The 12,732-nt window shown below is 46.7% G+C and carries 8 protein-coding genes; 5 read left to right on the top strand and 3 right to left on the bottom strand.

All coding sequences use genetic code 11. From position 1 onward, the window contains the following. Positions 1 to 47: 47 nt before the first annotated feature. On the bottom strand, positions 48 to 2,822 hold the full coding sequence (locus tag PSHG_RS02225) for an FIMAH domain-containing protein (protein ID WP_010268818.1): 2,775 nt from the start codon (positions 2,820 to 2,822) through the stop codon (positions 48 to 50). Positions 2,823 to 3,977: 1,155 nt separating this feature from the next. Between PSHG_RS02225 and PSHG_RS02220 the strand changes: the two genes are divergently transcribed. After that, positions 3,978 to 4,397, top strand: a complete 420-nt coding sequence (locus tag PSHG_RS02220) for an immunity 22 family protein (RefSeq protein WP_010268816.1) — start codon at positions 3,978 to 3,980, stop codon at positions 4,395 to 4,397. Positions 4,398 to 4,659: 262 nt separating this feature from the next. On the opposite strand, the gene PSHG_RS02215 is transcribed toward PSHG_RS02220, so the two are convergent. Together PSHG_RS02215 and PSHG_RS02210 are read right to left on the bottom strand one after the other, a co-directional pair. Continuing rightward, positions 4,660 to 5,214 (bottom strand): DUF6609 family protein, encoded by a 555-nt coding sequence (locus PSHG_RS02215; protein ID WP_010268813.1) that lies wholly within the window; start codon positions 5,212 to 5,214, stop codon positions 4,660 to 4,662. Between the two features lie 71 nt (positions 5,215 to 5,285). Continuing rightward, positions 5,286 to 6,626 (bottom strand): extracellular solute-binding protein, encoded by a 1,341-nt coding sequence (locus tag PSHG_RS02210; protein ID WP_010268809.1) that lies wholly within the window; start codon positions 6,624 to 6,626, stop codon positions 5,286 to 5,288. 214 nt (positions 6,627 to 6,840) lie between these two features. On the opposite strand from PSHG_RS02210, the gene PSHG_RS02205 reads away from it, so the two are divergent. The 4 genes from PSHG_RS02205 (at position 6,841) to PSHG_RS02190 (ending at position 12,685) form a co-directional block, all read left to right on the top strand. Beyond that, complete coding sequence (locus PSHG_RS02205) at positions 6,841 to 8,667, top strand: UbiD family decarboxylase (protein ID WP_010268802.1); 1,827 nt, start codon at positions 6,841 to 6,843, stop codon at positions 8,665 to 8,667. Between the two features lie 518 nt (positions 8,668 to 9,185). Further along, entirely contained in the window at positions 9,186 to 9,515 is a 330-nt protein-coding gene (locus PSHG_RS02200) for an ArsR/SmtB family transcription factor (RefSeq protein WP_010268800.1), read from the top strand. Between the two features lie 288 nt (positions 9,516 to 9,803). Continuing rightward, positions 9,804 to 11,552: a SulP family inorganic anion transporter gene (locus PSHG_RS02195; RefSeq protein WP_010268796.1), complete on the top strand. Its 1,749-nt coding sequence runs from the start codon at positions 9,804 to 9,806 to the stop codon at positions 11,550 to 11,552. 425 nt (positions 11,553 to 11,977) lie between these two features. Next, a complete protein-coding gene (locus PSHG_RS02190; protein ID WP_010268792.1) occupies positions 11,978 to 12,685 on the top strand; it encodes a type 2 periplasmic-binding domain-containing protein in 708 nt (235 codons plus the stop codon). Positions 12,686 to 12,732 lie beyond the last annotated feature (47 nt).

Here is a 12,732-nt window from a genome sequence, read left to right as displayed (position 1 = left end):
GTGTGGAATACCTGGTGGTTATACGTTTATAGGATTCCAATGGAAAGCTAATCGGCCCAACGCGCCATGATTGCCTCCAAGTACGCAGCGATCGTGGACCTGGCGTCACTCGTGATGCTGTTATCCCGAGCGCGGTCAAGATGCTTCTTCGCGTTGGCTAATTGATGAAGCGCTTGACGCTCCCGTCCATGATCGTAATGATGAATTGCTTTCCTAACGGCGTTGCTTAGCTGCTGGCTTAACGGATGCCGGAGATCACCGCTGGCTGTTAAATCCTCGATGGCTGTCAAAAGCTTTTGCGGAGAGACCATCAGCGTATACGAAATCGATACATCATCGTAGAATGCAGTGGTCATCCACAGCTGCGAACAGAATAACACCACCCGAACCGTGGCCGCATTTTCCGGTGCATGGGCTGCGAGCTCCAATGGGATCCATTGGCCGTGGCCGGAGGTGATTTGCACGCTTTGCCCGCCGACTTGGGTGCCTGCTTCGTCATAGAAATTCATAGAAGCCAGCGTGCGCCCTGACTCCAAATACACTTGCAAGCGTGTTTTATATTCTTCTCCCGGCTGAACGGGCAGAGGTTCTGAAGCCAAAGCTACCGTCTCTGTTGTCGATGCATCAGTCAGCTTCAAGCTGTATTGACCATCAGCAGCACGTTCATTGCTGATGCTGTAGGCTGCGTTAGGTGTAATCGTAAACAGGGAAGGCCAGCCGTTCACCGCTTGCTCTGGCTCCCACGGCTCCTCGAACGAGCTGTTGGCCAGCGGCAGCTGAATCGTCACGGGGAATTCGCCTGTACCCTCACCTACTTCAATCTTCATTAACTGAGTATCATCAGCATAGTAAATGTGGCCGTCGTGCCCCAGTGTCATAAGAGGGGTGGTGGCCAGCGTTACCGATTCCAGAGAGTCTGGATCCACGACGGTAATGCGTCCGGCCAATGTCGTATACAAGAGACCATCTGCGCCAGTACGGATATATACAGGGCGCCATCTTCCATAATTCGATACTTCGGGATAAATCGTTTCGCTCTTCGTGATTTCGAGAGTGTCGGGGTCAAAGGCAAAGAGCGTGCCATCCGCGGCAGCCCATATTTGTCCATCTGGTCCTGCCGTCAATCCGCTGATCATACGGGGAGTGGAGCTTATTCCCGGTATGGCAGGTACCCATTCCTGAAGCTTGGTTCCGCTCGCAATGTCCCATACAAACAGCTTGGCTGCTGTTTCCACCGGATCGATGCCCAGCCCCCCTGCCACTGTGGTAGAGCCGTACAGCTTACCGTCAGCAACGGTTAGTCCAACAATACTCTGGTTCTCAATCAGGTTCTCGTGGACTACAGGAGCTGACCCGGTCTCAGGCTCATAAATCGTTAAGGCGCCGCCTAATTCTCCATAATCCGGGATTGTGCCAATAAATAGCCTTTTCTCATCAGAAGTCATACTGAACGGACGATCCTGATGCGGAATCGTAAAGCGCTGAACAGGGTTGACCGATGCCTGTAAAGGCTTGTTCGTGTCAAGCTCATGGATAGCGGCTCCTGGATATACACCTAGAAAGAGCTTACTGCCAAAGCTGGTCATACCTTCAGCCTGACCGAGCGGGAACATCTGAAACTTATCAGTATCCGGAGAGTAAACTGCCGCTTGCCCGCCAGGATAACCGCTCATGTACAGCTTGCCGTCAGGACCGGTTTCAAGTGCTTGGATAGGAATCGGATTTCCTTGAATCGGATACTGCACAGATTTGACAATTTGGCTTTGTGGATTGAAAAACACGATTCCCCCGCCGAAGGTAACCGTTATTAAAGAAAGACCGGGAAGATCAGGGTCATTAGGCACATTTACCCAGGTTGAATTCCGCAGGTAAGAGCCATAAGCCAGGCCTGTTTCCTCCAGCTGCAGGGTATTTATGTTCAGCTCCATTAACTGGCCGTTACGGATAAAATAAACAACATTGCTTCCCTCGACGCCGTAGGATAAGCGGATACCCCGGTTGTTTTCATAGTAAGTGCTGCTCCACTGCTGAAGTTCAAGATCATAGAAGAGAAGGGGGCTCGTTCCGCTGTTCACCCCGGCTACGAGATAACGTCCGGCTACATCCAGCTGATTAACCGTTCCCGTGAGCGCTACACCGGGGTAATCCGGCAAAGCGATCGTTTCTTTTTCCCCGGTTTCCGCATCAATCTTGACCACACTAGCTGATGTCCCAATCCCGGCATAAATATATCCGTCATGATAGGCTGTGGAGCGGGTGTAACTTTGTCCCGGAGCTACCGTACCATAGTCTTTCATTTCTCCTGTAGCCGGATCATATCTTCCAATCTTTGCGTTAGGATAGGAACCAAAATAAACTCTACCTTGCTCGTCATGAGACAAGCCGTATACGACGGACTCGCCAATACCGCCGAGATCGGTTAACGATTGTGTTTGCGGCGAGTATTGATACAATTTACCATTACCGCCTATATAGACAGTTCCATCAGGGACGGTCAAATGCGTCCAGGAGCTTTCACTGCCCGGCAGCGGAAAAACACGCAGTACTTCCTGACTTAGGACATCGATAACTTGGAATTGCGCCGGGTTACCGGAAGTAGTGGTATACATGACATCTCTGCCGTTTTCCACACCATAGGCAGAATCATAAATCGCTATGCTTTGAATCGGGGAGCCAAGGTCGATAGGGGCGCTAAACGACCGGTCCACATAAGCGTGAGCGGGACGGGCAGGAAATAGGCTAAGCAACAGGACCGCGACCAAACTGATACAACCGACTGTCTGTATGCGCTTCCATTTAAATGTAAACAAAACGGTAGTCATGGAGAATTCCCCTCTTTCGTTAAATGATCTTGCTTTCGGGTTGTGATTGGAGATCATCCATAGGGGCAGAACGGTAGTTACTGGAGCACCTCCTCATTAGAGTTGTGGTATATATGTGGTTCATATTTCATGTAGAACTTACCATGTGTTTTACGAGAGTGTCAATACGACTTAAGGGGGATTGTCCAGATATAGGTCGTGGGGCCTAACGATAGGAGGAATGCCTACCTGTACAAGCAAAGATGACATTTGCTTGAAAATTCCGCCTACTAAGTCACGCACGCGAAAGCTTTACTCAGCGGTGCTAGAAAGTGAAGTCATCACTCTGCAGGACTAGAGCAGGAGAAAGCTTCGCTCTGCAGAGCTAGAGCAGGAGAAAGCTTCGCATTGCAGCACTAGCGCTCGTCCCCGCAAATATATTTGGAGACTGATCTAGTTGAAGCAGGACAGGTATTGTATAATATATCCAGCCAATCAGGGGAGGGGATTTTTCTGTCAAATAGCAGTGCAGCACATTTATTGCTGGAGCGCTTAATAACAACTAGCGGACTAGCCGTTAGAAAAAGCATGCCAAATTTCGAGTATAGATCATGTAAAGGCTGAGCGGGTCCAAGCTTTTAAAAGCAGCGATCCTTATCAGCTGAAGAATGAATTTCCCGAATTTTTTGCTGAGCCAGAGGTTTAGGTAAATAAAAAGCTGGTATTGAGAGGTGCCGGTTGAACATGAACTTTTGTTTATGGCTTATTGTGATTGTTGCAATCTTAAATATCCTGTTTCTGTTGATAGGGAACTGAATATTGTCTCAAGCAGGCAACAGCATGGGGATCGATCGTTTACGCGATGAGCAGGGAAATGATATTTTCCTTGATACTCCTTCAATGCGGGAATTGTTCATGCAATATTGCTCGCCGGTCTAATGAGAACCCCGAGTGGTACGTGCAATATATTATAGAAAAGCGGCGCGCGGAGGGATTGCCGGAACTGAAAGGTTTGGAGTAATGAACATGAATAGGAGTCGTTCAGTCTGTTTCATCCGCAGGCGATAACAGGCTGTAGGCTGAGTGAGTCGCCTATGATCGAAATTTGGTATGGTAACAAGCTTAGGGAGTTAGTCAAGATGCTGAAAACCGAAATAAAGGTGGAGGTGGATTAAAATGAGACATATTATAACGATATGGGGGGCCAACTTCTCCTCCGAAGAAGAACTGGTGGCATATGTCGAGAGCGCCTATGATGATGACGGAGAAGAAGTGCTTCCTTCCGCTTTTTTAGAAAGCATAGGCCACTCCTCGATAGATCGTGACTTTCTGGAGCTGCATTTTTTAAGCAATGAAGAGGAACATACTGCTTTTATCCAATATTTGAAGTCAGAGTATTCGTCACACGATTCGTTCGTTAACCTGCTGCCGCCAACTATGGATGAATCTATCCGAAGCTATAATTCGATTCTTCTTTTGTCCGGGAATGACTCGCCTTACGGAGCTGTAAACGAGGAGCTGTTCCATATCGTCAAAGCAGATTTGCCGGTTGATGCCCCTGCACTTCTTGCCAGCATCGAGTATTGGGGCGATTGAACAACGCAAATCATAATCCGGCCAATACTCATGGAAGTAGGGGCCTAATAGGTCCTCTTCCAATGTAAAGGTGTCAAAATAAAACACCCAGAAATGTTGTTTTTTACAGCATTCTGGGTGTTGACTTTTTAAGGTATCACTAACAAGCAGCTTTCGGACAGGCCCCTGTTTTATATATATGCAATAATCTGCATAGAATGAGCCGAAACCCGGGGGAAAACGCGAACATCTTGTTTTGGGAACTTATTGGACAGTCTCTTCGCTAGTCAACGTCAATACTGGCAGGGTTTGGCGGTCGTCTCATAAACAGCATTTTAATTCCAAATACCACCTTCAACATTCCGTCAATCGCGGCCAACAATAGAAATGGAATATCGGCTAACAGAATACCCATTACAGCATTTGCGGTTGTCAATACCCCTAACAGAAGCATGATTTTCCCTTGAGAAAAATAAAAACCAAAGAAATGAACACCAATGATCGTCAAAATACATAACCACAGCAATCTCAAGTCCTCTGTACCGATAACCAGCCCGCAAATCGTACAGAGAACGATCGTTACCGCTACAGACACATTATCCATTCGATCCTGAAACTTAGTATTTTTGCCATAGGATAATTTGTTGTTTACAAAAGGCAAAACAAGGATTAATAAAAAACCGACAAAATAACCGAACCCCATAATATAAGGGTGTATAAATAAGTCCCCGCCAGCGGCCGCAGATATTATAATGATAACTCCGATATAAAGCAGCCACACCCCAACCGTTCTTTGAGTATTGTATTCTCTGCTGCTGATCCCTGTATTCGTGCCCATTGGTTCCCTCCTTATTTTATCCTAATTGCTTCATTAAATCCTGCCAAGCCGAATGGCGACTGCTCACCTTTTTAGACATGCTCTAGATTTTCCTGCATGGAAGGGATAGCGAGCCACTGTTCCTCCTCCATTAAGCCAATGGCGTAGAGTTTAAGCTGGTTCGAGAGCTGAAACAGCTGCTGGATCGGATAGCCCAAATCACCGTAAGTTTTATATTGATTACGGTATGTTTGATAAAGGTTTAGCTTCGCAGGCAGGTTTTTGAGCAGGACGGGTTTTTGAGCTGCCAGTTGATGGGCAGGCAAGGTAAAAGTGTTTTGCCGAATATGGCTCTGACTCTGTTCCGACATGAGGAAGCTGACCAGCTTGCTTGCCTGTTCTTGATGAACGGAAGCCCGGCTGATGGCAAGACCCGTTACCAGCAGAAGCGTATTGCCGTTTGCCCAAGCGGGTAATGGAGCGATGTCGAAGAGAACATTCGATTCGCGCAGATCATTAAGCCGATAATAGGTGGTCAGAATGGCCGAAACTTTTTGCTCCCTAAATAGATTCTCCGCTTCGAATTCACCTTGCGCGAGCGCCAGCGGAAACATGCCCTTTTCGTGGATGAAGGAGCGAAGCCGCGTAATTCCTTGCAGGCTGGCAGAGTCGGGAAAATCCGGGTGCTGCAAGAAAAACAATGGCCAGCGGTTAATAGAAAACAGCTGGAAAGCGAACGCGTAACGATTAGGAGCCCTTAACTCGCGCAGCACATTGAACAGCTGTTCCCAGTGCCAGCCGCTCTCCGGCTCAGGCAAGCTTTTTTCCTGCCAATGCTGCTTGTTATAACATAGGATGACCGGTGAATAAACGAACGGTTGAACAGTCAGACGGGCAGTAGGGGTTTCCATAAACGGATGACGCAAAAAGTCGGGCACCTCCTCTGCCAAAGGCTGCTCGGTTAGCCAATCGTGCTCCTCAGGCCTCCATTGATACCAGTCCATCAAATTGAGGGTCACTACATCTACTATACCGAGGCGTATCATGGTTTTAATGCTCTCCACATTGGAATAGGGAAGCTCGATCGGTTCAATATGAATATCCGGATGCTGGTTGTGAAACTGATGGATAAGAGTGTGAATGTCTGTTTCCGAGTTCATGGAAGGGTAAATCCCGAAGCGGATGGTTGTTTTATCAGGGAAACCGTTGACGATAGTGCCTACTCTAGGCTGTTTGCTGATCAAACCCTCATCGGTTAGCCGCTGGAGGACAAGTCTAACCGACTTTTTACTAAGGGCATATTGTTTAGTCAAAATTAGCTCAGGAGGCAAATATTGTCCCTTTGCGTACTCTCCTGACTTTATTTTACTGCGGAGATCCTCCGCCATTGCACTCATTTTGGATTGGAAACTCAACCGGTCTGATCTGGCCATGTACGTTCACCCATTTTCTTATGTTAGCGTTATGTTACCATAGTCTAGAGGGTTAAGTATACTTGAGTGATATCTGCTGATATCATAGGCGCAGCAGCTTTAGAGAACGGAAGGAAATACACAAAATTGCACCATGTTCATGTGCTTCCGTCTAATAAAATATGAGATAATAGAACAAGAAAATATAGAGTGGAAAAGAATGGAGTTTAAATCGATGAGCTATCAATGGTTAGAGCAGTGTATAGATGACTTGGAAAAGCACGGGCACCTCGTGAGAATCCGCGATGAAGTGGATCCGCATCTTGAGATGGCGGCGATTCACTTGAAAGTGTATGCGGCTGGGGGACCTGCGTTATTATTTGAAAAGGTAAAGGGATCCAAATTTCGCGCGGTGTCCAATTTGTTTGGCACGATCGAACGCAGCAAATTTATTTTTCGTCATACTTGGGAAACGACTCAGGCTATCATCGGCGTTCGAAATGACCCGGTGAAAGCATTAAAGAATCCGTTGAAATATGCGGGAACCGGATTGGCCGCCAGAAGAGCTCTGCCTTTGAAGAAGAACGGGCTCCCTGATGACTTTGAGGAAATTTCGGTGTCCGATCTGCCGCAGATCAAGCATTGGCCCGATGATGGAGGTGCATTCATCACCCTGCCTCAGGTATACAGCGAAGACCCGGACAAGCCGGGAATTATGAACGCAAATCTGGGCATGTACCGGATTCAGATTAGCGGCAATGACTACGAGATGAATCGGGAGGTAGGCCTGCACTATCAAATCCATCGGGGGATTGGTATACATCAGGCAAAGGCGACGAGGAAAGGGCAGCCGTTGAAGGTAAGCTGCTTCATTGGCGGGCCGCCCGCTCATACGCTGTCTGCTGTCATGCCGCTTCCTGAAGGCTTAAGCGAATTGACGTTTGCAGGACTGCTGGCCGGCCGTCATTTCCGCTACAGCTATGTAGACGGCTATTGCATTAGCCATGATGCGGATTTCGTTATTACTGGCGAGGTCTACCCTCATGATACTAAGCCGGAAGGGCCTTTTGGCGATCATTTGGGCTATTACAGCTTAGTACATGAATTTCCGGTGATGAAGGTACACAAGGTGTATGCTCGCAAGAACGCCATTTTCCCTTTTACGGTTGTCGGCCGCCCACCCCAGGAGGATACGTCTTTTGGCGCACTTATTCATGAGCTGACGGGAGGGGCAATTCAGCAGGAAATTCCGGGTGTCAGAGAGGTGCATGCCGTCGATGCGGCCGGTGTACATCCGCTGTTATTTGCTATTGGAAGTGAACGCTATACACCTTACCAGAAAGTCAAACAGCCTGCGGAAATTTTAACGATTGCCAATCGGATTTTGGGGACGAACCAGCTCAGCCTGGCCAAATATTTATTTATAGCTGCACAGGAAGAGGAGCCGCTTGATACTCATGATGAGGCAGGATTTTTCCGCTACATTCTGGAACGGATAGATTTGCGAAGGGACCTGCATTTTCAGACGAACACGACCATCGACACATTGGATTACTCAGGTACCGGGTTAAATACCGGAAGCAAGGTAGTATTTGCTGCAGCCGGAGATAAGAAAAGAGAGCTATGCACTGAAGTTCCTGCGGTTTTCCAGGAGCTGCATTCTCTCATAACTAATCCATGTCTCGTATTGCCAGGGGTCGTGGCTGTCCAAGCGGTACATCCTTTCCTCGATCATCAGCAAAGCGCGGACTTTATGAAGCAGCTCAGTGATGCGGTTATAGAGCAGGGAGGGCTTCCTGATTGCCCAATGATTGTTGTCTGTGATGACAGTACATTTACCAGCGAGTCTATTGCTAATTTTGTCTGGACCACCTTTACCCGCAGCAATCCGTCCCATGATTTGTATGGGGTCAAGGAGTCGATTGAATTTAAGCATTGGGGCTGTGATAATGTCATCATTGACGCGAGAAGCAAGCCGCACCATGCACCTCCGCTGGTGCCGGATGCTGAAGTGGAGAAGAGCATTGAAAGATTTTTTACAGCGGGCGGGCCTTTGGGCTAGTCGCTGCTTAGTGCCCTATCAATGAAACGAGGACGCAAGGGACAGGACATTGGGGGACAGGGAGCAGAAGCACGGGGAGCAAGGGTGCGATACAAAAGGAAAGTATATCTTTTGAGGGATGCACGTCCTTTTTTGGAGCAGTAGGCAAGGGTAGTGAGGCTGTTTGCAATATGCAGGCGGCTGCGGATCGTTTGCGACTCATTTGCAGCTTTTATTTGCAGCTCTTTTTGCAACTCTCATTGTGACCCGTTAACAGTTAAGTCGAAGTCCGTCTGCACCATGAATCCTAGTACATTGCTGATGTAGTGCAGGGTAAGCAGGGATAGATCAATTAAAGACAGATTAATTAGAGATAGATTAACTAACTTCAAAACGTTGGCTATTCCGCAGATTGTGGGCTCCTAAACGATGTATCTTATATAAGCAACAAATTTTCGAACCAATCGACACCATAGCAGAGTCGGTTTTAAACTTATGCTATTATATTCATATATTTAGTTGAAGTAAGGGGTAGGATTATGAATCAAAATATCCAGCAGTTTAAAGCCGAGTTTTTTAAAGCTTTGGCTCACCCGTTACGAATTCGCATTTTAGAGCTGTTAAGCGATGGGGAAAAGACGGTGAATGAACTGCAGAGCATTTTAGGCTTGGAGGGCTCTGCGGTGTCTCAACAGCTTGCGGTATTACGCAACCGAAACGTAGTTCAGGGAATAAAGGAGGGAACTTCTGTCATTTATTCTCTTCGTGATCCGTTAATTAAAGACTTGCTGCTAGTAGCCAAGCAAATTTTTGACAACCATCTGGTGGATGCGATTAGTTTACTGGAAGACATGCGAAATGAATCTTGATCAGAAAAACAAGGGGAACCGTGAGCAAGACGATGGAACTTCTTGTTTTTTTAACCACATCAGAAAGTATAAATTTTCTATATCCAAAAAGACGCTTTCTGATTGGCATGAAAAGCTACCGCTAATACCGGGTTATTCATCTTCGAAAGGGCTTCGTTAGAAGCTTTTTTATGTTTATTTCCGCGAAAGTCAGTTACTGCTCTTATAAGAGATTGACAGAAGAGCTGAAAAGGGGGTAGTATTTTAAATATATTCAAATATTTAAATATTTGAAAGAAGGAAGATATAGTGAAATGGATGGGGAGATTTGATCATTACAACGCTTCTGCGTTTCGCAAGGATCTTATGTCAGGTCTTATTGTTGGTATTATCGCCATTCCGTTGGGAATGGCGTTTGCTATTGCCTCTGGAGTCAAACCGGAGTACGGGATCTATACGACGATAATTGCCGGTATTTTGATATCACTTTTTGGTGGTTCAAAGTTCCAGATTGGCGGGCCGACGGGCGCTTTTATCCCGATTCTCTTTGCGGTTGTTATGCAATATGGCTATGAAAATTTGTTGATCGCCGGATTTATGGCGGGAATTATGCTTGTGCTTATGGGGTTGTTTAGGCTTGGGGCTTTAATCAAATTCATTCCCCGGCCGGTGACGATTGGATTTACCGCAGGAATTGCGGTCATCATTTTTAGCGGTCAGCTTGCCAATTTTATAGGCTTGGATCATATAGAAAAACATGAATATTTCCTGTCCAACATGAAGGAAATCGGGATTCATTTGTCCGAATTCAACGGGTATAGCATACTTACGGCTGTCATTTGCTTGACTGTTATTCTGGCTCTGCCGCGGTGGCTACCCAAGCTTCCCGCCTCCTTAGCGGGACTGGTTGTTTCCAGTTTGATAGCGGCGATCTTTTTTAAAGATCAGGTTGCGACGATCGGATCGGCTTATGGAACTATTCCTAGCACGCTGCCCGGGTTTCAAATTCCCGAGATTACTTGGGAACGAATTGTTATGTTGATCCATCCCGCTTTTGTGATCGCGATGCTGGGTGGAATTGAATCGCTTTTGTCGGCTGTAGTCGCTGATGGCATGACAGGAAGCCGGCATAACAGCAATCGTGAATTGGTCGGGCAAGGAATCGCCAATATAGTAACTCCACTGTTCGGGGGAATTCCCGCAACAGGAGCAATCGCACGTACAGCTACGAATATTAAAAACGGCGCGGTATCGCCATTGTCGGGAATCATTCACGGTATCGTTGTTTTGTTGGTGCTCGTGCTTTTTGCTCCCTATGCCTCCCATATTCCATTGGCCAGTATGGCTCCTATACTGATGGTTGTTGCATGGAATATGAGTGAACGCAGCGCTTTTTTGCATGTGCTGAAATCGAAAACGAGCGATTCTCTTGTGCTGGTTACCACTTTCTTGCTGACCGTATTAACAGATTTAACGACAGCAGTCGAAGTGGGGTTGATTTTTGCTGTGCTGCTATTTGTTAAACGGATGAGTGATATGATGAAAGTGGCAAAAGTACTGCCAGATCCGAACAATAAACATGAGAAGGTTAAAGAGCATATGGTATATGAGGGGCATGACTGCCCTCAAATCAGCTTGTATACGATCGAAGGGCCTTTGTTTTTTGGTGCGGCCGCTATGTTTGAAAAGTCCATTATGGATTCCGCAAGAAGACCAAGAATTTTGCTGCTGCGGATGGGGAAAGTTCCATTCATGGACACTACCGGGGAAGCTAATCTAGCCAGTCTAATTAAGCATTTTAAAAAATCGGGCGGGACTGTGCTGTTTTCAGGAGTGCAGCCACAGCCGCTGGAAATGCTGAAAAAAACCGGCCTGTACGAACAGATTGGCGCCGATAAGTTTTTTGAGCATACGGGTGATGCCATCAATTATGCCTTGAACAATTTGAACTACAGTCAATGTGTCGGATGCAAACAGTTTGCTTTCCGTGAATGTAGTGTCCTTTCCAGTACGGGAACTTTGCCCGCAGCGAACAGCTTGAACAAAGAAGTGATGTAGGGAAGAGCACGGCGAGTAGGAAGGCTTGTTTGGCGTAATTTATTTTAAATATTGATCTACATTTGTCTCGAAGTATTTGGTGTAATCTGTATATGGGAGGATGGATAGAAATAAAATTAACTAAGAGATAAGGTAAATCAGGGATGAGATAAGGTTATTAAGAAATAGGATAAATACAAATACGGAAATAGATGCTATACTTGGGGCCAATAGGATAGTATTTTCTTTTACCCTATTCTTTTACATAAGGAGCCATTCCTGTAATGCATGCTCAGAAAATTAAGCCGCTGTTACATACCATATCCATTCTCTAGAAAAGAGGTGAAAAAGTCACGGGAAGTCTGCCACGATACACGATCTATCACGAATCAGTTGAGGATGGCCAGCTAAAAGACTCAGTAGTAACCGAGGAGCAGACCGAGGCATTGAAATGGCTGTCTAATGCTTATCACGAAGGAATTCTCGATCCGGAATTCGCCATTATGAATAAAGAACAGGCTATGGCGCGCAATGCTTCCGGTCATGTGGTCTTAACGGCAATGACACCCTACGAAGCAGCGGCTCTTACCCTAGGCTACCAGGAAGAAGGGCGGACCGATATGTGGATTCCGCTGGCCGGATTACAGGCCGATCCTGACTCTCCGGTGCTGGTGCCTACTAATACGAATAACCCTATGTTCTACGTAGTACCTAAAAATTTGCCAGAAAGAAAAGTACGGGCTGTTCTCAATTGGCTTGACAAAGGGTTACACAAGAGTCCGGAGCAATGGATAGCGGAAGGAATGGCTGGTGAGGAACTGGAATTTGTGCTGCAATGGTTCGGCAGAGAGGATCTCCTGAGCGAGCCGATATTTTCCTCTGACCGCTTACAGGAGCCCGCACTCGCTCATTTTGAGAGAGTATCAGGCGAGTGGCAAAATACAGATGTGCAAAAACAAGGGTTTCCGCAAGCAGATCGTTTATTCAGCCGCGGTGAATATGCTGAGCTTAATGGACAGATTCATCGCAAAAAGATCGAAGTCATTATGGGCAAATTATCGCTCGAAGAGTGGCGGCAATTTATTAACGAGCTGCAGGAAAGCCTGGAGTATCAAGCTATGATGTCGGAATTATCTGTATTGCTGGATGAATGAGGACCAAGCTTTTAAAAGAACCATTAAACCAGCTGCACATCTTTGAA

This window comes from Paenibacillus senegalensis JC66 (genome assembly GCF_000285515.1).
GTDB classification, from domain to species: domain Bacteria; phylum Bacillota; class Bacilli; order Paenibacillales; family NBRC-103111; genus Paenibacillus_L; species Paenibacillus_L senegalensis.
Note: the sequence above shows the minus strand (reverse complement) of the source record. Positions and strands in the feature narration are given on the sequence as shown.